The organism is Jeotgalibacillus marinus (assembly GCF_040801915.1).
GTDB classification, from domain to species: Bacteria; Bacillota; Bacilli; order Bacillales; family Jeotgalibacillaceae; genus Jeotgalibacillus; species Jeotgalibacillus marinus.
The window spans coordinates 408998-433665 of sequence record NZ_JBFMIA010000002.1; the positions used below are offsets into that span (position 1 = coordinate 408998).

The window sequence follows — 24668 nt, forward strand, 5'->3', positions numbered from 1 at the left end:
TTACTCCTGATCCGGATTTCTCAAATAATACCCTACGCCACGTCGTGTAACGATCCACACGGGATGACTTGGATTATCTTCAATTTTTTCACGCAAACGACGAACGGTAACATCCACCGTACGTACATCGCCATAATAATCGTAGCCCCATACGGTTTGCAGTAGGTGTTCGCGTGTCATTACTTGACCGATATGCTTCGATAAATAATGAAGTAATTCGAACTCTCGATGAGTAAGCTCAATTGTATCTCCGCGTTTAGAAACCATGTACGCATCTGGGTGAATCGTTATCGCACCAACTGACACTTCATTCGTTACGCCCTCTTCTTCCAGTTGCCCTTTTAAAGCTTGATGACGACGCAAGTTTGCCTTCACACGCGCTACTAACTCACGTGTACTAAACGGTTTTGTTACATAATCATCTGCACCCAATTCAAGACCAAGAACCTTATCAATCTCGGAATCCTTTGCTGTTAACATAATGATTGGCATATCATACTTTTTACGAACCTCACGACACACTTCCATTCCATCACGGATCGGTAACATGATATCAAGCAAAACCAGGTCCGGCTTTACTTCTTCAATTTTCACAAGCGCTTCATCACCATCATAAGCACAGTGAACTTCGTAGCCTTCTTTCTTTAAATTAAACTGAAGAATATCTGCAATTGGCTTTTCATCATCGACGACTAGAATTTTTTTTTCCATATCACTATTCTCCTTTATCAATCATCTATTTTAAAAAACTTTCGTTCAATTCGATTAAACGTTTCTACACGTGTATAGATAATGTATCATGTTATAGCATATTATTCACTTATTTGGTGAAATCAAAAGCGCAAGTAGCTGGTCAGATCCGACAAGCATACACACGCAAAACATAGCTTTTTCACATTTCAGATTAAAAATAATTCATTTCCTCGGAAATATTTTTCGACATTTTTCGTGCTTAGTTTTAAAAAAACCCCTGACCCATAGTGAGCCAGAGGCAATCGTTCTTTACAAATAATCCATTGGATTCACAAGTGCACCGTTGGAATACACTTCGAAATGCAAGTGAATGCCAGTAGCAAACCCTGTCTCTCCCATAATTCCAAGTGAATCCCCTTGTGATACAACTTGTCCAGGTGATACATGAATTTTACTTAAATGTGCATACACCGTTCGTAAACCATTATCGTGATCGACAACTACCTTGTTACCGTAGTCCCCATCCAAACCTGCTGATACAACCGTCCCATTATCAACATTATTGATTGTGTAATTATCTGGACGTGCAATGTCAATTCCTTTATGATTTTTTCCCCAACGAGGGCCTTGTTCACTAGAAATATAACCACCATTCGTTGGCCACACAAAAGAGCCCGTTCCACGCGAAGGAATTTCTTTCGTTCCTACCTCAACAATTTGATCCCTAGGATCTTTTGTCACTTTTTCATCAGCCTTTGACTCTGATACTTGCTCGCCATTCTTCTCACTTGTTTGAAGTGTATAAACACGTTCACCATTTTTTCCTTTTTTCTTAACTTTCGTATCTCCTTTTAAAAGCTCGTCATCTTCGACAATTTCCTCATCAAATTGGATTGCCTCTTTAACTCGTTGTTCTTTTTCCACGTTTACCGAGAAACCTGCGATGTGCTTTTTCACCTTCAGTTCCTCTTTTGGAGTCAATTCATCATCTTCCAATAAATCAGGGTTCAATTTTAATAATTCTTCAATTTTCATATTGTGTTCTTCTGTGATACTTTCAATTGTATCCTCTTCAGCTATTCTATAAGAGACTTCTTGTTTTTGACCTTTTAATAATAGTTTCGCAGCTTCTTCAGGGGTTGTAAGATTTGCTGGATCGATCAGAGCATATTCCGCGTCTTCGTATCCTTCAACCGTTATTTCTGTGATTCTAGTTTCATCTATCTTTAAGTTCGAAGTAGATTGTTTTTCAAACGTCTCAAGCTCTTCTTCTGAAACAGCACTTAACTTGATTTGACGAAGCATTTCTTCAACCTCTTCATCACTCGATAAATAAGCAACCCTTTTTCCATTAAGCTCAACAGCTTTTGCTTCTGTTTGGAAGGAAGCTTTTTCTTGGATCATGCTTAACACTTCTTCATCTCTCGTATTCGGATTAAATACTTTCTCTGGAATCATAGTAATATCGTTTTCTAATGATGAGAGGTTTGATACATCAAATTTCTTTTTGATGTCTTTTTCCTGCTCTTTAACCCACTCTTGAATAGAACTTTGATCTGACACTGCACCCACATATTCTTCTCCAGCATATACGTGGTTCATTTCAGTAAGCTCTTCTTCTTTCTCACTACTTGCTTCAGCTCCATTCACTAAAACAATTGCCGATAAAAGAGTTCCTACTACAAATGTTTTTACTATTTTTGATGTATATGTGCAAATGAACCTTTTTTGATTCACTTGTTTATCGTTGTTCATTCGTTACTCCTCCCACACACCATAAATGTATGTTTGTTTATTAGCACAATCCTTGTCTATTGAAAGTACAAGGTCATGTTCTGCATTTTTTACGCCATCCAAATGTACCATACGTTTTTGCTAAAATAAGACTCGTTGTACAACTGTAAAAGAATTGTAGTATTATGGGATTTTGTTGGAAAAAACGGAAAGAGATTGTTGATAAAAGGAGGTCTGGGTTGATTAATTTTGGTAGTAGTTTGTGAAGATTCAGAGGTGCTAGTGGGATATTGTCATCTTGTTGTCATGTTTCTGTTACATCAATAGGAAGTATCCTTATTTTTTGCATAAAAAAAGATACGCCGCAATTGCAACATATCTTGATGGCTTTGGACGGAATCGAACCGCCGACACATGGATTTTCAGTCCATTGCTCTACCAACTGAGCTACAAAGCCTTGATATTCGGCCTATGATAAGCGGCGAATCTCTTCGTCAGTTTCATCTCTTCACATCCTCACGCACACTAGTGCGCTCCGGTGTTCATCAATTCACTTCCTTGACATTCTTGCTTCTCATAACCCTCAAAAATAAACTTGGCAAAACTGATCGGCTTATGATAAGCGGCGAATCTCTTCGTCAGTTTCATCTCTTCACATCCTCACGCAACTAGTGCGCTCCGGTGTTCATCAATTCACTTCCTTGACATTCTTGCTTCTCATAACCCTTAAAGATCATTTGGAAATTACATATTGCACAATTAAAATGGTGACCCGTACGGGATTCGAACCCGTGTTACCGCCGTGAAAGGGCGGTGTCTTAACCGCTTGACCAACGGGCCGTTTTGAAACACTTATGTAACAACGAGTCTAAATATATCATAATTCTTTTTACTATGACAATCTTTTTTTGAAAAAATGTCGAAAAAACAAGAAAAATAATATCGCTTCATTATTTACTAACTAGATTTGGTATAAAACCACATAAAATAAATGGAATTAATTAAAAAATGATAAATAAGATAATGTTAGATCAACTGCGTTTAATGGAAGTGAAGTGCTATTCAATGAATACCACCTTCGTATAACAAACCCGATACCTTCCTAAAACGCTTGGATAAAAGTACTTATCCAAGCGTTTTTGACTTTTATCGTTCAATTACTCCTATGATTTATCAAGGAGAGACTCAGAAAATTGATGATGATGCACTGCAACATATATCGCTGCAACGAGTAGCAATAGCCCTGAAATCAAAAAGGCAATTCTTACACCCAAAATTTCTGCGACTCCACCGAAGAAGAGTGAAGATACACCAAATACTAGTGCAATCAACGCTCCTTGAGCAGCGTATATTTTAGGCAATTCTTCTGCTGTCGCACCTTTTTGAAGATACGTATTGACTGCAACCCCTTTTATTTGATCAAAGATACCGTTCAGCACGGCAAAACCTAGAGAGAACCAAGCGATCGTGTTAAAACCAAATAGAAGTGTGACGATACTAGTGCCAAATGAAAAGATGATCAGAAGTTTTTTCAAATGGAGTTCAATTGAATTTGCAAATCGAGAGCAAATAACACCCCCTACAACCATTCCAACAAAGAATGAAGTGTTGACGTAACCCCACCAAGCTTCGGATTCTTGAAGTATTTCAGAAACAAAGACTAACAAGATTGATGCGATCCACACTACATTTGCAAGTGCCTCAAAAAATATCACCACATGAATACTTCGAAACAATGGATTTTTCCAAATCGTATTCCATCCTTCTTTTATCGATTTCCCCACTCTACCTGCTACTTTTTCTACGTGAAACGGGCTAGGATCGACAAGCTTAACTAGCAGTAGGATCGAAAGAACAAATAGTACAAAGGTCAACCATATCACCTGTTGTCCGCCAATTAACACTACCATCACACCACCAAGTGCCCATCCGCCTATTTGAATTGTATTGTTGACCACGGCGAAAAAACTATTGGCTTTGACGAGTTCTGATTTTTCTACTAACCTTGGCAACATCGAGTGACTGGCGGGAAGTGCCCACCCATCTAAAAAAGCGATAACAAGGACAAACGCTAATACACCGATGATATGCGGAACACCTTGGAGCATAATCATCAACAGAAGGAAAAAAAGAAAAATCGTTTTACTCACTTGCGAAAAAACGAGAAGTGATTTCAATCGATATTGATCAAGCAATAACGGAGCCATCACCCCACTGCTAAACCGGCCAAACATATTGATAAACGGAAAGAGTGCCAGTATAAATGGAGATTCTGACACTTCATATAAAATCGAGATGAGCCCGACGATGTAAAGCACATCGCCTAAATTCGCCAGTGATTGGCCCATCATTAGAAAACGAAAGGATTGACTCTTCATTTTTACTACCCCATTTAAATCAATTTTTTTGATTGATTAAGGGTAGTTTCTACACTCGTTTGTGCCTCCTTACATTTATTATTTCACTCCATAATAAGGCAACGCTTTATTTAATTTCTTATGGTTAAAAGAGTAAAGACTATTTACGAGTAATAGAACTAAGTGACTGATGTAACGCATCAATCCATTTAGCAAAGTCTAGTGCCTTTATGAATGTAAATCGCCCTAAAAGGGCCACCAGCTAAAACATCATCTGGCGTAATCACTCGTGGGTTTCTGTTGTTTTTAAATGAACCTTTAAACTTGAAAAACTTAAAAAAGACAGTAAAAATGTTAATACATCAATCCCTAATGTGACAGCCGCCCCAAATGTTGATAGGACTAAGCACAACAAAAGTGGTCCGAGCAGCGTACTGGCCGCATCTGCTCCTTCCGTATAATTATGTGCTCTTCAATTAAACGAGGTAACAAGCAATTAAAAGATATTTTAAAAACATCCCTGCGATTTTAATCGAACAATTTCCATTCGATTTACACTGTTCGTCACTTCCCACATTTATTTTTGGTCAGGTGAATTTCAATTTTTATCCATTTTATAACATACTTACTTTCGTGAGATATTTGCGAATCTCAAGGCAAGATGGAAGAATCCGTATTACAATAAGAATGATTTTTCTAATAATTATTATCATATTAACCTGTTTCATAAAAAACATCTAGTGATTTTCCAAATGTATCAATAAATCGTTTATACTATTCATTACAATCGATATAGCAAAGGAGGGATAGGACATGCACATATTTTTTAGATTATGGAAGCAGTTATCTCAGATGCATTTTCGTGTGATTGTTATTCTATCGATGATAATGATCTTATTTGGTACATTTTCTGTACATATGATTGAACCCGAAACGTTCCCGAATTTATTTGATAGTTTTTGGTGGACTATGACCACGTTAACAACCGTTGGTTACGGGGACTTTTTTCCAACGACAATAGGTGGTCGACTTGTCGGTATCTTCTTGTTCATTTTTGGAATTGGTTTAATTGGTGTTCTGATCGGAAAAATTGTTGAAGCTGCGAGTACCTATCAGCGGCTGAAGAAGGAGGGACGTCTTTTGTTTAGAAAAACAGATCATTTCGTTTATATTGGCTGGTCAAAAAAAACAGAACAAGCGATGATAGAGGTTTTTAATCATGACCCCAAAGCATCCATCGTGTTAATTGAAAGTATAAAAGAAGCACCTATTACACTTGATCAAGTTCATTTCATTCAAGGAGATCCGACCGATGAGAAAACATTATTGAAGGCAAATATTCTTGAATCACAACGTGTAGCGATTTTTTCAGATCCGGTAATAGAGGAGCCAGTGTTAAAAGACGGGAAAAGTCTTTTAATCGCGTCAGCTGTCGAGGCACTCTCTATCCAGCATAATGCAGACATTCAAACAGTTGTTGAAATTAGTGAAGAGCGGCACATTAAAAAATTCAATCATATACGTGTTGATGATTTTATATTATCTGATGACTCTGTCTCACTTTTAATGGCAAAAGCAACTCTTCAACCTGGAACAACAACAATATTTCGTCAACTTTTAAGTAAAAAGTTTGGTAATAACATTCACGTTATTAAAGCGTCTAAGTCTTGGAATACATACCGTGATGCTTCTCAAAAACTGTTAGATGATGGCGCGGTTTTAATTGCTGTAAATGAAGATATGGATTTCCGAGAATCTATTCGCAAGCCGCTCAATCAGGAAGACATGCTGTACGTTATCTGTCACGACTCAACCTTTGAAAAATTAAAAGTGATTTATAAGACGGAATAATTTCCCGTTTTTTCTCCAACATAGACAGATGAACAGTTCGTTAAAGTGTATTCTGCTTTCTTTCCTAGTATAATAGAAGGTAATTGAGAACGATTTATGGAGGGAAACACATTGCCCAAAAAGAAAAAACCATCTAAAAGAAGAATACTCCCACTCACCCCACAACGAAATCAGCATAAAACATCTTCAATAAAAGTAATCATAAAACGAGCTTCATTCATTACTCTGGGTGCTATCCTAATGGCCATTGGTATCGAACTCTTCCTCGTACCAAATCAAATTTTGGACGGAGGAATTGTCGGTATTTCCATTATTCTTTCATATTTGAGTGGTTGGAAGCTTGGATTCTTTATTTTCTTACTAAATATTCCTTTCTTTTTTTTAGGTTATAAACAAATTGGTAAAACCTTTGCACTATCTACGTTACTAGGCATCACCGTTTTATCTATAGCAACATTTTTATTGCATTCTTTTCCCCGCTTCACGGATGATCTTTTGTTAGCAACCGTATTTGGAGGTATTACTTTAGGAATTGGTGTTGGAATTGTGATTCGAAATGGAGGATCACTTGATGGTACCGAAATTTTAGCGATTCTATTTAATAAAAACAGTCCCTTCTCTGTTGGCGAAATTATTATGTTTTTTAACTTTTTTATCTTTATCTTGGCTGGTTTTGTCTTTGAATGGGACCGTGCAATGTACTCGGCAATGGCGTATTTTATCGCATTTAAAACCATCGATATTGTTATTCAAGGCATCGATGAGTCGAAGTCAGCTTGGATATATGAAGAAATCGGGAAGGCTATTATAGATCGATTAGGCCGTGGCGTTACTTATTTAAACGGAGAAGGTGCATACACGGGATCCGATAAAAAAGTGATTTTCTGCGTTATTACGCGCTTGGAAGAAGCCAAACTAAAAAGCATTGTGGAAGACATCGATGCCACCGCTTTCCTTGCAGTCGGTAGCATCGCGGAAGTTCGCGGTGGTCGATTTAAGAAAACAGCAATCCACTAAACTTTCTTAAAAATAATCATTGTCTGATGGGCAGAGAAAAAAGGTTCGGCTACCACTCCTTTTGGAGTAGGAGCCGAACCTTTTTTTATTTAGTTTATTATTGTGAATTGTTATTAACTTGCTGGATCTCAAAAACAAAAAAATCAGACCAACGTAAACGCTGATCTGGTTCATTCATACACTTATTAACGCCAAACACTGCTAATAACGTTTGTTTGCGTGCGGTCAGGTCCTACTGAGAAAATAGACAATGGAATACCTGTCAGTTGTGACACACGTTCAAGGTAGTGACGCGCGTTTTCAGGCAGCTCATCTAGTGTACGGCAGCCTGTAACATCCTCTTCCCAACCTGGTAACTCTTCATAAACTGGCTCACATTTAGCAAGTGTACGAAGGTTTGCTGGGTATTCTGTGATGATCTCGTCGTCTAAACGATAAGCGGTACAAATTTTCAACGTTGGAATGCCTGTTAAAACGTCGATTGAATTTAATGAAAGGTCGGTTAAACCACTTACGCGACGCGCATGGCGCACAACGACACTATCAAACCAGCCAACACGGCGTGGACGACCTGTTGTTGTGCCATATTCACGGCCAACTTCACGGATTTTTTGCCCAATTTCATCGTTAAGCTCTGTTGGGAATGGACCATCTCCAACACGAGTTGTATAAGCTTTTGAAACACCTACTACGTGATTAATTTTTGACGGACCAACACCAGAACCGATCGTTACGCCACCCGCAACTGGGTTTGACGATGTTACAAACGGATATGTACCTTGGTCGATGTCTAGCATAACGCCTTGTGCGCCTTCAAACAATACACGACGGGCCTCATCTAAAGCGTCATTTAACACGACTGATGTATCGCATACATATTTCGCAACCTGCTGGCCATACTCGTAATATTCTTCAAAAATATCTTCCATTTTAAAGCCCTCTACTTCATAAAAACGTTCAAGCATACGATTTTTTTCAACTAAGTTATTCGTTAACTTTTCTTCAAACGTTTCACGATCTAAAAGGTCTGCCATACGAATACCCATACGAGCAGCCTTGTCCATGTAAGCTGGACCAATGCCTTTTTTCGTTGTTCCGATTTTGTTATCACCTTTACGTTCTTCTTCCACTTCATCTAGCTTTAAGTGGTAAGGCAAGATAACATGTGCGCGGTTACTAATACGCAAGTTTTCTGTAGACACGCCGCGATCATGCAAATACTTAAGCTCTGCTACTAGCGCTTTTGGATCGATCACCATGCCATTTCCGATCACTGAAATTTTATCTTTATAAAAAATACCTGATGGAATTAAATGAAGCTTATACGTTTCACCGTCAAATTTAATTGTGTGTCCTGCGTTATTACCGCCTTGGTAACGCGCAATTACTTCTGCATGTTCCGAGAGAAAGTCTGTAATCTTACCTTTCCCCTCGTCTCCCCACTGTGTGCCCACAACTACGACTGAAGACATGAAATGCACCTCCGTTAGGCTAACTACACCCTATTTTTCAAACAAGATTAGTGTATCAATGTCTTGTGCCCTCGTCAACCAAAAGACGAACATTAAGGAGATAATATTATAATATATTCGTATAATAAGATAAAAAAGTACTTTCATTCATTAAATGGGACGATCCACATCAACGTTTCTATAAAAAAACGAGCGAACAGCATGCAAAGCTGTTCGCTCGTTTACGCACCAGGCGGCATACCTGAGTCCTCAAGGCGCCGTTCAAGGTTGACGAATTTATTGTATTCTTTAATGAAGGCTAGAGAGACGGTTCCTACAGGACCATTACGCTGTTTGGCAATGATAATTTCAATTGTATTTTGATTTTCACTTTCTTTATCGTAATAATCATCCCGGTAAAGGAAAGCTACGATATCGGCATCTTGCTCAATACTTCCTGATTCACGTAAATCGGACATCATTGGACGCTTGTCCTGTCGCGTTTCAACTCCACGGGAAAGCTGAGATAAAGCGATGACTGGTAGTTCGAGCTCACGAGCCAATCCTTTTAGTGAACGAGAAATTTCGGAAACTTCCTGCTGACGGTTTTCTCCTGGTTTTCCGTTACCATGAATGAGCTGCATATAATCAATTAAAATCATACCTAATCCGTGCTCTTGCTTTAAACGCCGGCATTTCGCTCGGATATCCTGTACGCGAACGCCAGGAGTATCATCAATGTAAATTCCTGCATTCGAAAGACTTCCCATTGCCATGGTCAGTTTACGCCAGTCTTCATCCGTTAAAGCACCTGTACGAAGATTTTGTGCGTTAATATTGCCTTCTGCACATAGCATACGCATGACGAGTTGCTCTGCCCCCATCTCTAAGCTAAAGATGGCAACATTCTCACCTGTTTTGGTAGCAACATTTTGAGCAATATTAAGGGCGAACGCGGTTTTACCAACCGACGGACGTGCAGCAACAATAATTAAATCGTTACGCTGAAAGCCCGCAGTCATACGATCTAGCTCATTAAAGCCAGTTGCGATACCCGTCACATCACCTTTTTGGCTATTTAACATTTCGATATTATCGTATGTTCGAACGAGCACATCTTTCATCGAATGGAAGGCACTCGTATTTTTACGATTGGCCACTTCCATGATGTTTCGTTCTGCTTCACCAAGTAGATTTTCAACTTCATCTTCTCTTGCATAGCCATCTTGAGCAATGGTCGTTGCCGTACGAATTAAGCGTCTCAGCAAGGACTTTTCCTCTACAATACGTGCATAGTATTCAAGATTGGCTGCAGTCGGAACAGAAGCTGCTAGGTCGCTTAAATAAGATACGCCGCCCACATCTTCTAATTCTTTTAATGCGGCAAGTTCCTCTGTCACAGTGATTAAATCAATCGCACTTCCTTTATCACTAAGGCGCATCATAATTTCAAAAATCTTTTGATGCGAGCTACGATAAAAATCATCTGGCATTAAAATTTCAGCAGCTGAAATCAAAACTTGAGGTTCTAAAAAAATCGCACCAATAACAGCCTGCTCTGCTTCTATATTTTGAGGCGGAATGCGATCCGCAAATTGTTCACTCATTGTCGTTATTCCTCCCTCTTCTCTTTAAAAGGGTTTTGATCGAAAAAAAATGTGATCTCACATGATCACATTTTTTTCTAGTATAGCATGAAAAGGACCTCATTTGACCCTTCTCCTTATCTTTCCTCGGCTACATGAATTTTCATCGTTGCAGTCACTTCGTGGTGCAACTTAACTGGCACGTTTGTGACACCAAGTACGCGGATCGCATCGCTCATTTCGATTTTACGTTTGTCGATTTTGATTTTGTGACGCTTTTTAAGTTCTTCAGCGATTTGTTTAGACGTGATCGAACCAAATAAACGACCGCCTTCACCTGATTTTGCGGAAAGCTCAACGGTCAAAGCTTCAATTGTTTGTTGAAGATCCTTGGCATCTTGAAGCTCACTTTCAGCCGCTTTTTCTTTTTTCTTTTTTTGTGCATCAAGATGATTGACGTTCCCAGCACTCGCTTCCACCGCTAAGTTGTTTTTCAACAAATAGTTGGCGTATCCGTCTGCTACATTTTTTATGTCACCTTTTTTACCCTTACCTTTTACATCGCTTAAAAAAATTACTTTCATTGTTCTTCCGTACCCCCTTCAACGTGTTCACTGATCGTAAGCTTAAGTCGCTCAACAGCTTCCTCAATGGTTGTGTCATATAGCTGGGTAGCTGCATTTGTTAGATGTCCTCCCCCATCTAATTTTTCCATAATCAATTGTACATTTACAGTACCATGCGACCGCGCACTAATACCAACAACATTTTCTTCTCTTATTGCAACCACAAACGATGCCGCAACATCTTCCATGGAAAGAAGTGTATCAGCCGCTTGTGCAATAATTACAGAGTCATGAATACGATCATCTTCACCTATAGCTATCGCCATTCCATGCTTGTAAAAAGTAACCGTTTCAACAAGACGCGCTCGCTCCAGGTATGTTGTCACATCTTCTCGTAAGAATTGCTGCACAAGTACTGTATCAGCACCTTGAGTCCGTAAGTACGATGCCGCGTCGAACGTACGTGACCCCGTTCTTAGCGTAAAGCTGTTCGTATCTACAATTATACCAGCAAGTAGTGCAGTTGCTTCAAGCATTGTGATTTTTTCATTTTTTGGTTGGTAATCTAAAAGCTCTGTAACAAGCTCAGCTGTAGAAGAAGCATATGGCTCCATATAAACCAACAGCGGATTGGCAATAAATTCTTCACCGCGCCTATGATGATCGATGACGACAACTTTTTCGACTCTATTTAAAAGACGTTCATCAATCACAAGGCTCGGCTTATGCGTATCAACTATTACTAAAAGTGTGTCATCTGTCGCTATCTCCATCGCTTGTTCTGGCGTTACCATATGAGAGTATAGATCAGGCTTACCTTTAATTTCATCCATCAATCGTTTTACACTATTATCAATTTCAGCAAAATCAAGTGTAACATAGCCCTCGCGATGATTCATTTGTGCAATTTTACGAATTCCAATCGCTGCACCAATGGCATCCATATCTGGACGTTTGTGTCCCATAACAATCACCTTGTCACTGCCAATGATAAACTCTCGTAGTGCATGTGAAATGACACGTGCGCGCACCCGCGTTGTTTTTTCCATTGGATTGGTCTTGCCTCCATAAAACTTTACTTTCCCGTTTTGTTGTTTGATTGCAACTTGGTCCCCGCCACGTCCTAGTGCAAGATCTAAGCTAGATTGAGCTTGGGCACCGAGTTCTGGTAAGCTTTCTGCACCAGAACCAATTCCGATACTAATTGTCAATGGAACGTTGTGCTTTGAAGTCATTTCACGAATCTCATCTAAAATGGTGAATTTCTTCTCTTCAAGTTCGCGTAAAATCTCTTCGTTCATGACGGCCATAAATCGATCAGACGAAATCCGTTTAACAAATATTTTATTGTCATTCGCCCATTGATTTAAAAGCGCTGTGACAGAACTATTGATATTACTACGTGCAGAATCATCCATCCCCTGTGTCAACTCATCATAGTTATCTAGGAAAATTACAGATAATACGGTTCGGTCTGCCTCATATCGCTGCTCTACCTCTGACTGCTCGGTTACGTCGAAAAAGTACAACAGTTTCTCCTCTTGTTTTGGAACAATACGAAACATTCGACCTTGCCATGAAATCGTTTCTTCCGTTTGTCCTTCTTTTTTCACAATAGGAATTAACACATCCGCAACGTCGTAGAGCGAGCGTCCAATCATCGCACCTCCTTCTACAAAAGAGGAAAGGTACGGATTTGCCCACTCGACCAAAAAGTCATCGTTAAATAGAAGAATCCCTACAGGCATCTCCATCAGTGCTTCTTCCCCTACCCGCTTAATTCGATACGATAGCGTTGAAATATATTGCTCTGTATCTTCAAAAAAGCGCTTCTCGTATGAAAAAGAGAACCAAAGGAATGGGGTTATGACAATAAGTCCAACGAGTGTGATCCACCAGTTAAAAAATGCAAACGTCACAACAAGAAGTACGAATGAGATTGAAAGCCCGGTTAACAACCTTCGCATTACTCGATGTTGAAAATAAGTTGGCATGCTTTCAGCTCCCAAAACGGATTTGATCCGCCTTACTAGTGTTAAGTTTTTATCATATACCCACACTTAATCATCGGGTACGTCTTTTTAAAAAGGTCTTTTAGCACCTACACTACTTTTTGTTTTGTTGCAGACGCTGTCGCAAATCAAAACCTAAGTCTATTATACCTAAAATGCGGGTGAAAGGCGTCAACACAATCGCAAACATCGTAATGAGTACTAAACGTGACTTGCTCCATTTTTTTAAATGACCATAAAAATGGATAAAGGATATTCCTTGCAGGATCATCAACAACTCAAGTCCCATCTGAAGATTGACCACTGCCAGGGCAAACATACTTCCTGGTTCTGGTGAACTAATAAGTGTTAAGAGTATAGTGATTAAATAGTACCATATCACACTTTTGGGTAGCGATAGCTCGCGAAACGGTTGAAAAATTGGCACATCTATTTTCAGTCGTTTCACAATAGGGAAATTGATCGCAATCATTCCCCAAATCAATAGAGCAACCGAAAAAACAAGAAGCGTAGGGATAAGTGATTCCATCACCGCCACATTTGTAGACCACGTGCTCTCGAACCATGACACATCCCATCCTAAAGATTTAGCGACCCTAAATATTTCAAGCATACTATCATTCATTGCAGAAAACGTTTCTTCAATAAAATTAATTTCAAAGAACAGCACAGAAATCACATATTGAACAATCGCATTTACCATAAATATGAGTGTGGAAGCCATAAATATGTTAAATTTGCTCTTTTTCTCTTTGATCATCCAACCCATTACAACACCTGTCGTACCATAGGCAATTGCTAACGGGACCGACAGTAACGTACCAATAATGGCAGAAACACCAATACTTGCAGCGATCATTAACAAAGATGATTTAAATGAATATTTTGCGCTATACACGATAAATGGTAAAACTAAAAACATACTCGACACAATCCATAAAATTGGAACATATATCGAAATTAAGAGCAATACTGCAAAAAACGCTACTAACAGCGCGCCTTCTGTCAGACTTCTGGTTCTCGAATGATTCATACGGTCACCTCTATCAAATTCTTCTATTTCACCAGTATTCACACGAACACGTGAAAATAGTATCACGTTAATTCTATCGGTCATTCGTCCACCATTCAACTATTTCGAGCAGGTTTAATATAACTGGATAAAAACCCCTTCACATTATTATATAACGGAGACACCTCCTGTTAATCTCTGTACTTCTACAAACAAATCAAATTTCAGCCTGTCTGATCAAAACGAAAAACCCCACTACCTACACCAAGCAGGTAATGGGGGCTTTTCTCCTAACACTATTATTGTGATAATTTGAAACGATTCACGACTTGTTTAAGATCTTCACTAAGCTCACTTAAACGCTCCGCTGATTCCGTTACCGTTTGGATCGCTCGTACTTGCTCGTCTGTTGATGCAGCCACTTGCTGACAAGACGCTGCTGTTTCTTCAGCCATTGCAGCCATTTCTTGAATAACACGTGTCACAACATCTTTACCGCTTGATACATCTTTTATTTCACTGTATACAGACAAAATAGAAGATTCCATCGTCGTCATAAAGTCGGACATACGTATAAAGATTTCATTTGTGTGTTCAACTACTTCCGATTGGTCATCAAATGTTTCTTTCGTTCGTCCCATTTCGCTTACCGCACGTTTTGAACTTTCTTGAATATCGATAATTGTTTGCTTCACTTCATCCGTTGCACGTACGGATTGCTCAGCAAGCTTCCTTACTTCATCCGCAACGACCGCAAATCCTTTACCGTGCTCTCCTGCTCTTGCCGCTTCAATCGATGCATTGAGTGCAAGTAAATTCGTTTGAGAGGAAATGTCTGTAATAGTAGACATGACACTTTCAATCGTTTGAACCTTTGTCTCCAGATCTTTGATAACTACTTCCATTGATTGGATAAAACCAGCGGAAGAAGCATGGTAATCTTGAAGTTTTTTCACTTGATTTAAGCCCACTTGGTTCACTTCGCCCACTTCACTAGCAACATCGGACATTTGCTTCGATTGCTCTGAAATGATATTGATTTGATCGCCTAAGCGGTTTGATTGACGGTTTGCTTCATCTGCTTCAACTGCTGATTGTGTCGCACCTTCAGCTATATCTGTTACAGCAACCGCTACTTGTTCACTCGATGCATTCGTTTCTTCAGCTACCGCGCTTAACCCTTCTGATGAACCACGCACTTCTTCTACCGACGTTTTTACAACAGTGATAATGCTATTCATCTGATCCACCATTGCATTAAATTGTGTAGAAAGATCACCAATTTCATCAGTTGTGTTTGATTTAGCCCTTACCATTAAATTCCCATCTGATACTTGGCGAACCGTCTCACGAAGTTCAGTAATTGGTTTAGTAAATCGACCAGCCACGATCGCCATTGTAATTCCAGTTAGAACCAGTGTTCCTAAACCAAATGCAGTTAACATTATAAGAACGGATTGGAATTCTTTGTTAATCTCACTTTGTTCAAATGCAACACCCATTTTCCAATCCGTGTCTTCTGAGGTTGTATAAACGAGAAGCTTTTCCGACCCATCGAGCTCATATGTAATTGAACCACCTGATGCTTCTTGATTAAACATCTCTTGAATAAAGTCATATTGTTCCATCAAATTTTCACTTTGTAAAGTTGGGTGGACAATCGCTACACCCTGTGAAGAAAGTACAAATGGATAACCATCATAACCAATTTGAGCTTCTGACAATTTAGTTGTTAAATCCGCCAGTGTTACATCCACACCAATAACGCCAAGTAGTTCACCGTTCGCTTCAATACCTCGCGAAGCTGTAATAACATAAGACCCCGTTGCCTCATCTAAGTAAGGTTCGAGCCACTGTACTTCTCCAGAATTTTCTAATGAATTGATGTACCAATCACGTGTTCTCGCATCAAAATCAGCTGGTAAATCAGCTTCTGGTACGATTAAAAGATCACCGTTATTTACAGCTACATAAATAGACGACGCATCTTCATAAAGTGTTAAATAATCTTCAAGTAGCTGTTCCAACGTTTGCGTAGAATCTGTCGCTTCCTCTTCTAACTTGTCCCCTATAAAATCTAGTGTCGTTTCCGTTACCGCAATTTGTTCGATACTTCTTCCGTACTGACTAAGGAACAGTTCAGTAGATTGGTTTAACTCCCCAACAACTCCTTCTGCTTGAGAGTGTACATTTTCTAGTGTGCGATCATTTAACTGCCAGCCCGTTAAGCCCAGTAGTACAGCAAACGACACCACTAATACGATCGAAGTCGCTAAAACTAGCTTCATTCGAATCGTTTGAAAGAATTTCTTCAATTTGCTCACCTCATCTGATCTATTTCAGTCTTTACTCACCACGAAATAAGGGGATTATGTACTTATCTATCATCTACTAACTACCATTTCCCCTTAAATAAGCAACATCTGTATAAATAGTAGATCGGTTATAGAAAGAAAATTTGAAGAATTTTATCGATTTTTCACAAAAGAAAAACGATAATGAAACCATTTTAAGGTTCTTTTGTACTATGACTGAATATACAAATGCTTTACAATCGCTATCATTCCCCGCTTAGTAAAATCTCTTTTCGCTCTACTAAACATGAGTTTTCAGTAGAAAAAATTGTTCAATCTACCTTTTTATCATATGTGGAATTTTCCTAAACACCATCAAAACAACCAATGTTTATCCGTAATGGTTCTATAAAATACGTAAAGATGAAATGAAGAACGTATCCTCATCACACGTGAAATAAACCATCAACCACTTCTGCTATTACAGAAGTGGTTTGATGGTTTATGATGTTCCCTATAATTATTACAACAATAAAACAGCCGCCAGTCCAGGGGACTGACGACTGCAAGCATGCATTATTCGCCTGTAACGAATGGTAGCAATGCCATTGTACGTGAACGTTTAATCGCGATTGTCAACATACGTTGATATTTAGCGCTAGTTCCAGTTACACGACGTGGTAAAATCTTTCCACGCTCAGAAATAAACTTTCTAAGAAGATCTACATCTTTATAATCAATGCTTGTAATGCCGTTTGATGTGAAGTAACACACCTTTTTACGACGCTTACCGCCTCTGCGTCCTCCTGCCATGTGATTCCCCTCCTTACTACATTAGATTGGTATAGGATTACATTCTAGAATGGTAAATCATCATCTGAAATGTCGATTGGTTGTCCGTCATTTGAGAATGGGTCCTTGTCCACTCTTGAATAATTTTGGTTGTTCTGGTTTTTTTCTTGAGGTTGATTCTGACCGAAGTTATTACCTTGGTTGCCATAGTTTCCTTGATTACCTCTGTAATCCTGGTTACCTTGGTTCCCACTGTAATTACCACCAGATTGGCTTGATGTTGCATTTTTCGGTTCTAGGAATTGGACGCTTTCTGCATTAACTTCCGTTACATACACGCGTTTTCCTTCTTGGTTGTCATAGCTTCGTGTTTGAACACGACCATCAACTCCGGCGAGGCTTCCTTTTTTCAAAAAGTTAGCCACGTTCTCCGCTGGACGGCGCCATACAACACAATTGATAAAATCCGCTTCACGGTCGCCTTGCTGGTTCGTAAATGCACGATTAACAGCAAGCGTAAAGGTTGCAACTGCCACACCACTTGGCGTGTAGCGCAAATCTGGATCCTTCGTTAATCGACCCACTAACACGACTCGATTCATCATCAGAATCAACTCCTTTGTTTTCGATCAGAGTATTTCAAAAAACACTCGTTACATCGAGTATCATTCTATAATTACAATTTATTTTTCGTCTTCACGAATCGTCATGTGGCGAACGATATCTTCGCTGATTTTAGCCAAACGGTCAAATTCATTGATAGCTTCTGAACCAGAAGTCAACTTGACAATGTGGTAAAATCCTTCACGAATTTCGTTAATTTCGTAAGCAAAACGACGCTTACCCCACTCTTTTGATTCGATGATTTCCGCTCCGTTAGAAGTTAGGATAGTAGCAAAACGCTCATTAATAGCTTTCTTTTGCTCATCGTCCACGTTTGGGCGGATAATGTACGTAATTTCGTACTTATTCATCGGTATTCACCTCCTTATGGTCTGTGCGGCCTCCCAATGTTGGAAGACAAGGAATAATAATATTATTACTCACAATGTAGAAGTATATCATAGTAGGACACGAAATACAATAAGGGAACGAAACACATCTCAACTTAATTTGTTCTAAATCAAAGTATCGTTTATTGGATTTACACATCCATTAACCCACAAAAAGAAGTTGGCAAGCTATGTCTTCATTATTAACTTATTTACTTACATTAACATTGATTGGAAGATGGCACTCAATCTCAAACCTGAAGAGCCAGCAGGTAAAGAATACCGTGCCCTTCAAATTAATGATCTTTTTGTCAGAAGCTAAGTCTTGAATAAATATAATCTTTCTTTCCGATTTCATTCGGATTCATACCTTGTGGAAGCAGAAAAAACATACATCAAAGGTCTTTATAATGGATAGCTCGGACACTGCATAATTTCCTTCCATCAACGCTCAGTCGTAGGCCTTTCGTTCGATGGACAGGATACTAGTTAATACCAAATACAAGTAAATGAACCTTCGATTTGATAAAAACTCAGAACGATTCTGCTTAAACGTTTAAAAAATCCAGCTCCCATTAATGAGCTGGATTAATTTCTTCTTATACGTTAAATCGGAAGTGAATAACGTCTCCGTCTTTTACGATGTATTCTTTTCCTTCTAAGCGAACTTTTCCTGCTTCTTTTGCTGCTGGCATTGATCCATTACCTACAAGGTCGTCGTAGGAAACAGTTTCTGCTCGAATGAATCCTCGTTCAAAATCTGTGTGAATAACACCAGCACATTGAGGTGCTTTCATACCATGTCGGAATGTCCACGCACGAACTTCTTGTACCCCTGCAGTGAAGTACGTAGCAAGTCCTAGAAGATTGTAGGTGGCACGAATCAGTTGATCAAGTCCTGATTCTTCAATCCCTAACTCTTGAAGAAACATCTCTTTTTCTTCGTCATCTAACACAGCGATTTCTTCTTCAATTTTTGCACATACAACGATCACTTCTGCATTATCTTGCGCTGCGAATTCACGTACACGTTGTACGTATTCATTATTAGATGTGTCTGCTATTTCATCTTCGCCAACATTTGATACATAAAGCATTGGCTTGCTAGTTAATAGGTGTAAATGACGAGCAATTCGCTGCTGCTCATCTGTCATTTCAACTGTACGAGCCGGTTGATTCTTCTCAAGTGCTTCTTTAACTAGCTCTAATACAGTTAACTCAGCCAAAGAATCTTTGTCTTTTTGCTTCGCCATTTTACCAACACGTGCAATACGTTTTTCAACCGTTTCAAGGTCAGCTAAAATTAGCTCAAGGTTAATGACCTCAATATCATCAATTGGGTCAACTGTTCCTGAGACATGCGTGACATTATCGTCTGCAAAACAACGAACAACTTGAACAATTGCATCTACTTCACGAATGTGCGACAAAAATTTATTGCCAAGTCCTTCGCCTTTACTCGCACCTTTAACAATCCCTGCTATATCTGTAAATTCAAACGCTGTCGGCACCGTTTTTTTCGGCTCAACTAGCTCAGTTAATTTATTTAAACGTTCATCTGGAACTTCAACAATCCCGACGTTTGGATCAATTGTACAGAACGGATAATTTGCTGCTTCTGCACCTGCTTTTGTAATGGCATTAAATAATGTTGATTTCCCGACGTTTGGCAAACCAACAATTCCGGCTGTAAGAGCCATTTGCTTCACTCCTCAATTGTTCTTCTATTTAAATAGTCCATAAACACTAACATTCGTATAAACCTCACACAATTATAGAGATTTCACCTTCAAAACACAAGTCTACCTAATTGGCAAAATGGTTCCACGTGAAACAAAATTAAAAGCACCTATCCAACCCTCAATCAACCGATCAACTTCAAAACGGGTAATCAAGGAAGAAGCAGGTGCTCATCCGTTATTCTTCTTCGTGCTTCACAAGAATTTTTTTCATCTTACGTGAGAATACTTTTCGAGGGATCATCACACTGTGGGAACAACCTTGACATTTTATTCGAATATCCATGCCCATTCGAATGATTTTCCACTCGTTTGTCCCGCAAGGATGCTGTTTTTTCATTTCAACGACGTCATTTAGACCGTATTCTTTTTCTTCCACCTAGATTCCTCCTATTCACTCACTAATTCCTTTTTTGCTTGTCAATCCTCAGTGTTTTGCGCCTCTTCCTGTCTAGAGTACATTACCATTCGTGGGTATGGGATTTTAATTCCTAATTGATCCAAATGATGCTTAATATCTTTACGTAATGCTCGTCCTATATACCAATGCTTCATCGGTTGAGTCTCAGCAATCACTCGCATGACGACATCTGAAGGTCCAAGCATTTGAACACCGAGTAGTTCTGGTTTCAAAAGAATGTCTTCATACTTTCCTTCTAATGAATCCAGTAGGCTAATAATCTCTTTCTCCGCTCGATCAATGTCTTCCTCATATGCAATGCTTATATCAACAACCGCGACACTATTGTGAATCGAAAAGTTCGTTACGTCATTGATCATACCATTAGGAAAGATATGAAGCTCTCCCGTCCAACTTTTAATTTTCGTTGTGCGTAGACCAATTTCTTCAACGTACCCTTCGGCTTCGCCAATGCGTACGTAGTCTCCTGCCGAGAATTGATCTTCAAAAATAATGAAGAAGCCTGTTATAATATCGCGCACTAAGCTCTGTGTACCAAACCCAACTGCTAATCCTAAAATACCAGCACCTGCAAGTAGGCCTGTAATATCGACCGTAAGAGCATCTAAAACTGCTATTATTGCAGCGAAATAAACAACATAAGCCACAACATTTTGAAGTAGCTTAAGCAATGTCATTTCTCTTCGTTCGGAAACTTGCATCGGTGTTCGAGATCGCACTTTAAACAAATTTCGTATAACTGACTTGGCAATTCGAACAACAAGCCCCGCAACTATTATAATACATATGATTTTTATAAAGGTTCCACCCCATACGATCCAAGTATCTTCATTCGATAAGTAGTTTATAAAATTATCCCAAAATGCATTTAAGGTCTCCATTAAAATGCCATCTCCTCCAAAGTCGTAAAAACATATTTATCTATTCTACCCACTTTCCTCTAGGATGAGAAATAATCAAGACGAATTATTTTTAAAATTCTTTAATAAGAACGGAAAAGCACCATATAATTAATGAATAAAAGAGTTATTTCTATTTAAATACGTCAATACTAATACCCACTCTTCAGTAAAGGAGCAACCATTATGACCTTGCCATCGATTTCTCATCAACTAACTTCTACAACATGTCGCAGTCATATTGAAGACCCGATGACCTCTCACCGTCTTTCTAAAGAACTCGTCCTTCGCTACCCTGAAGCTGACCATCCAATTGTCTTTGTTTGCATCGGAACTGATCGCTCTACTGGTGACGCACTAGGTCCTCTTATTGGATCGCTACTAGAAAAAAGAAAGCTACCACATTTCCATGTTTATGGGACGTTAAAAGAACCAGTTCATGCATTGAACATTGAGCAAACAATGAACTCGATAAAAGAGCTTCATCAAGAAGCCTTCATAATCGGAGTCGATGCTTGTCTTGGTAAGTACCAAAACGTTGGATTTATCGAAGTCGGTGATGGGCCTGTTCGTCCAGGTGCAGGCGTTAATAAAAAACTTCCTGACGTGGGTGACATTCATATGATTGGCATCGTCAATATCGGCGGTTTTATGGAGCTTTCAATGCTGCAAAACACACGACTTTACTTAGTCAATGAAATGGCTACCGTCATCACTGATGCTATTCATTATTCAAATATTTTGTATCGCAAAAAAAATATCCATCTTTAAATACAAGTACATATATATATCCATTAAATTAAAAATAATGTTATTTTTTATAGTGGAATGAAGGTAGGATTTAAAGATTCATACCAATGAATAATAGATACGATAGCAGCTACGACTAAAATACCAGGTAATAAGTTTGCAACACGAATTTTTGTTAGACCGATTAAGTTCAATCCAATGGCAAAAATCATTAAACCACCGGTAGCCGTCATTTCAATAATAAATTTATCCATTAGCTGGGAGGGAACAAAATAATCAATTTGCGTTGCAAAGAGGGCAATTGAACCTTGGTAAAGTATGACTGGAATCGCAGAAAACATCACGCCAATGCCGAGTGTAGATGCTAAAATGATGGAGGTAAATCCATCAATAATTGATTTGGTGTAAAGAACTTGGTGATCACCTCTAATTCCGCTATCTAATGCACCAATCACTGCCATTGCCCCGATAACAAAGATAAGTGTTGCTGTGACAAAGCCTTGAGATATACTTGTGTCCCCACTTGTTCCGACTTTACGCTCTAACCATCGTCCTACTGCATTTAATTTATCATCTAAGGCCATCCATTCACCTAAGATAGCTCCAATAACTATGCTTAAAATGACAATTAAATAGTTATTGCTTTGCAACCCCATTTGCAATCCTAGTACAACAACAACTAGTCCGATAGCAGACATTACAGTAGCCTTCATTCGTTCTGGTATTCGGTGTAGCCATTTTCCAATCAATGTACCAAGTATAATTAACAGTCCATTGACCATCGTTCCTAATAACACCATGTAGTAACCTCTTTCTAACTTAAGTAAAAGTCATGCTAGGAAAACACGACCCACAAGGTAGTTTCCACCTCAGAGTCGTGTGTCTTACAAGTTATGCTTCTTGATCATCCTGCTGCAATATAGATAAAATTCGATCTAGGTCATCATCTGACAGGAATTCAATTTCGATTTTTCCTTTTTTCTTACCTTTTTTAATTGCGACACTCGTGCCAAATCTTTCTCTTAGCATCCCTTCACGTTCTTTAAAATATAAGTTTTGATTCGGTTTCTTTTTCTTATCGCGTGGAGTATGTTTATTCATTTGTTGAATCATTTGTTCGAGCTGACGGACATTGATTTTTTCTTTTAAGATCTTGTCAACTATGTCTGATATTTGTGATTTTTTCTTTAGGCCAAGTAACGCTCTTCCATGCCCCATTGATAGCTCACCGGCTGTGATAAGATCTTGTGTTGATTCTGGCAGTGCCAACAAGCGGACATGGTTAGCAATATGTGGACGGCTTTTACCAAGTGACTTTGCGAGTTGCTCTTGCGTTATAGAAAGTTTGTTCATCAATGTTTCATAAGCAACCGCTTCTTCAATCGGTGTTAAATCTTCTCGCTGTAAATTTTCAAGAATAGCAAGTTCCATCATCTGTTGATCGGTTAATTTACGAACGACTGATGGAATATGATCTAGATTTGCTTCCTTTGCAGCACGAAACCTTCGTTCTCCTGCAACAATTTCAAAGCCTTTAATGCTTTTACGAACAATGATTGGCTGTAAAACACCATGCTGTTGGATGGATGTTTTCAGCTCATCAATCGCATCTTTTTGAAAAATTTTTCGTGGTTGGTAAGGATTCGGTCGAAGGTCTTTCAAAGCTAGCTGTTGAATTTGTTCATCTTTTGTATGAGCCATATCAGGGAACAAAGCGTTGAGTCCTTTACCTAATCTTTTAGCCATTTTTAATCACTTCCTTTGCCAAGTCAAGATAGACATCAGCACCTTTTGATTTTGGATCATATAAGATGACTGGCACTCCATGACTTGGTGCTTCACTCAGCCGTACATTCCTTGGAATGATTGTTTTATAGACTTTGTCTTGGAAGTATTTTTTCACTTCTTCAATCACTTGAATACCTAGGTTGGTCCTTGCATCGAGCATTGTTAATAATACCCCATCAATCAATAAATGATGATTTAAATGTTTTTGCACGAGGCGAACCGTGCTCAGCAATTGACTTAGCCCTTCAAGTGCGTAATATTCGCATTGCACTGGAATAATCAACGTATCAGATGCCGTTAATGCATTAATAGTTAATAAGCCTAGTGACGGTGGGCAATCGATAATAATATAATCATAGATTGGTTTAATTTCTTGCAGTGATTTTTTCAATCGTACTTCCCTTGAAATGGTTGAAACAAGTTCGATCTCAGCACCCGCTAATGAAATGGTTGCAGGAATTGCATGAAGATTTTCAACAGTTGTTTCTTTGATTAGGGGTCTAATGTCTACATCATCTACTAAGATATCGTAAATGCATTGATCTACTTCCCCTTTATCAATCCCAACACCACTAGTGGCATTTCCTTGAGGATCAACGTCTACGAGCAATACCTTTTTGCCAAGATATGCGAGACATGCACTTAAATTAACAGAGGTCGTTGTCTTACCGACGCCTCCTTTTTGGTTCGTGAGGGCGATAATTTTTCCCATGT

General features: G+C 38.9%; 22 protein-coding genes and 2 tRNA genes. 3 read left to right on the forward strand and 21 right to left on the reverse strand.

Translation table 11 applies throughout. The features are described from left to right. The 6 genes from yycF to AB1471_RS05000 form a co-directional block, all read right to left on the reverse strand. Entirely contained in the window at positions 1-711 is a 711-nt protein-coding gene (yycF, locus tag AB1471_RS04975; protein WP_367778628.1) for a response regulator YycF, read from the reverse strand. A 291-nt stretch (positions 712-1002) separates the two neighbouring features. Beyond that, entirely contained in the window at positions 1003-2448 is a 1446-nt protein-coding gene (locus AB1471_RS04980) for a peptidoglycan DD-metalloendopeptidase family protein (protein WP_367778629.1), read from the reverse strand. 363 nt (positions 2449-2811) lie between these two features. After that, positions 2812-2884, reverse strand: a tRNA-Phe gene (locus AB1471_RS04985). A gap of 68 nt (positions 2885-2952) precedes the next feature. Next, positions 2953-3075, reverse strand: a complete 123-nt coding sequence (locus AB1471_RS04990) for a hypothetical protein (RefSeq protein WP_367778630.1) — start codon at positions 3073-3075, stop codon at positions 2953-2955. Between the two features lie 117 nt (positions 3076-3192). After that, positions 3193-3267: transfer RNA gene (locus AB1471_RS04995), tRNA-Glu, on the reverse strand. 323 nt (positions 3268-3590) lie between these two features. Beyond that, entirely contained in the window at positions 3591-4805 is a 1215-nt protein-coding gene (locus AB1471_RS05000) for an MFS transporter (RefSeq protein ID WP_367778631.1), read from the reverse strand. A 792-nt stretch (positions 4806-5597) separates the two neighbouring features. Here AB1471_RS05000 and AB1471_RS05005 point away from each other — a divergent pair. Next, a complete protein-coding gene (locus AB1471_RS05005; RefSeq protein WP_367778632.1) occupies positions 5598-6635 on the forward strand; it encodes a potassium channel family protein in 1038 nt (345 codons plus the stop codon). 111 nt (positions 6636-6746) lie between these two features. Next, positions 6747-7652 carry a YitT family protein gene (locus AB1471_RS05010; protein ID WP_437342331.1) on the forward strand — a complete coding sequence of 302 codons (906 nt, stop codon included), beginning with the start codon at positions 6747-6749 and terminating at the stop codon, positions 7650-7652. A 185-nt stretch (positions 7653-7837) separates the two neighbouring features. On the opposite strand, the gene AB1471_RS05015 is transcribed toward AB1471_RS05010, so the two are convergent. The 12 genes from AB1471_RS05015 to AB1471_RS05070 form a co-directional block, all read right to left on the reverse strand. Next, positions 7838-9124 (reverse strand): adenylosuccinate synthase, encoded by a 1287-nt coding sequence (locus AB1471_RS05015; RefSeq protein WP_367778633.1) that lies wholly within the window; start codon positions 9122-9124, stop codon positions 7838-7840. 221 nt (positions 9125-9345) lie between these two features. Next, positions 9346-10710: a replicative DNA helicase gene (gene dnaB / locus AB1471_RS05020; RefSeq protein ID WP_367778634.1), complete on the reverse strand. Its 1365-nt coding sequence runs from the start codon at positions 10708-10710 to the stop codon at positions 9346-9348. Positions 10711-10826: 116 nt separating this feature from the next. Beyond that, positions 10827-11273 carry a 50S ribosomal protein L9 gene (gene rplI, locus AB1471_RS05025; RefSeq protein WP_367778635.1) on the reverse strand — a complete coding sequence of 149 codons (447 nt, stop codon included), beginning with the start codon at positions 11271-11273 and terminating at the stop codon, positions 10827-10829. Beyond that, positions 11270-13249: a DHH family phosphoesterase gene (locus tag AB1471_RS05030; RefSeq protein ID WP_367778636.1), complete on the reverse strand. Its 1980-nt coding sequence runs from the start codon at positions 13247-13249 to the stop codon at positions 11270-11272. Before AB1471_RS05030 ends, rplI begins: the two co-directional genes overlap by 4 nt. A gap of 112 nt (positions 13250-13361) precedes the next feature. Beyond that, positions 13362-14384, reverse strand: a complete 1023-nt coding sequence (locus AB1471_RS05035; protein WP_367778637.1) for a YybS family protein — start codon at positions 14382-14384, stop codon at positions 13362-13364. Positions 14385-14578: 194 nt separating this feature from the next. After that, complete coding sequence (locus AB1471_RS05040) at positions 14579-16594, reverse strand: methyl-accepting chemotaxis protein (RefSeq protein ID WP_367778638.1); 2016 nt, start codon at positions 16592-16594, stop codon at positions 14579-14581. 555 nt (positions 16595-17149) lie between these two features. Continuing rightward, positions 17150-17386, reverse strand: coding sequence for a 30S ribosomal protein S18 (gene rpsR, locus AB1471_RS05045; protein ID WP_367778639.1), 237 nt, complete (start codon positions 17384-17386; stop codon positions 17150-17152). Positions 17387-17430: 44 nt separating this feature from the next. Beyond that, entirely contained in the window at positions 17431-17970 is a 540-nt protein-coding gene (gene ssb, locus AB1471_RS05050) for a single-stranded DNA-binding protein (protein ID WP_367778640.1), read from the reverse strand. A 78-nt stretch (positions 17971-18048) separates the two neighbouring features. Then, positions 18049-18339 (reverse strand): 30S ribosomal protein S6, encoded by a 291-nt coding sequence (rpsF, locus tag AB1471_RS05055; RefSeq protein ID WP_367778641.1) that lies wholly within the window; start codon positions 18337-18339, stop codon positions 18049-18051. A 617-nt stretch (positions 18340-18956) separates the two neighbouring features. After that, positions 18957-20057 (reverse strand): redox-regulated ATPase YchF, encoded by a 1101-nt coding sequence (gene ychF / locus AB1471_RS05060; RefSeq protein ID WP_367778642.1) that lies wholly within the window; start codon positions 20055-20057, stop codon positions 18957-18959. 217 nt (positions 20058-20274) lie between these two features. After that, a complete protein-coding gene (locus AB1471_RS05065; protein ID WP_367778643.1) occupies positions 20275-20475 on the reverse strand; it encodes a DUF951 domain-containing protein in 201 nt (66 codons plus the stop codon). Between the two features lie 41 nt (positions 20476-20516). Further along, positions 20517-21398 carry a mechanosensitive ion channel family protein gene (locus AB1471_RS05070; RefSeq protein WP_367778644.1) on the reverse strand — a complete coding sequence of 294 codons (882 nt, stop codon included), beginning with the start codon at positions 21396-21398 and terminating at the stop codon, positions 20517-20519. 204 nt (positions 21399-21602) lie between these two features. Here AB1471_RS05070 and yyaC point away from each other — a divergent pair, with 204 nt between their 5' ends. Further along, on the forward strand, positions 21603-22187 hold the full coding sequence (gene yyaC, locus AB1471_RS05075; protein ID WP_367778645.1) for a spore protease YyaC: 585 nt from the start codon (positions 21603-21605) through the stop codon (positions 22185-22187). 47 nt (positions 22188-22234) lie between these two features. Here yyaC and AB1471_RS05080 read toward each other — a convergent pair whose 3' ends face one another. The 3 genes from AB1471_RS05080 to AB1471_RS05090 all read right to left on the reverse strand — a co-directional run bounded on the left by AB1471_RS05080 (position 22235) and on the right by AB1471_RS05090 (position 24666). Beyond that, positions 22235-22966, reverse strand: coding sequence for a DUF554 domain-containing protein (locus AB1471_RS05080; RefSeq protein WP_367778646.1), 732 nt, complete (start codon positions 22964-22966; stop codon positions 22235-22237). Positions 22967-23057: 91 nt separating this feature from the next. Further along, the gene (locus tag AB1471_RS05085; protein WP_367778647.1) at positions 23058-23912 is read right to left on the reverse strand and encodes a ParB/RepB/Spo0J family partition protein; all 855 of its coding nucleotides are present in this window, start codon (positions 23910-23912) and stop codon (positions 23058-23060) included. Beyond that, positions 23905-24666 (reverse strand): ParA family protein, encoded by a 762-nt coding sequence (locus AB1471_RS05090; protein WP_367778648.1) that lies wholly within the window; start codon positions 24664-24666, stop codon positions 23905-23907. Before AB1471_RS05090 ends, AB1471_RS05085 begins: the two co-directional genes overlap by 8 nt. Between the last annotated feature and the right edge of the window lie 2 nt (positions 24667-24668).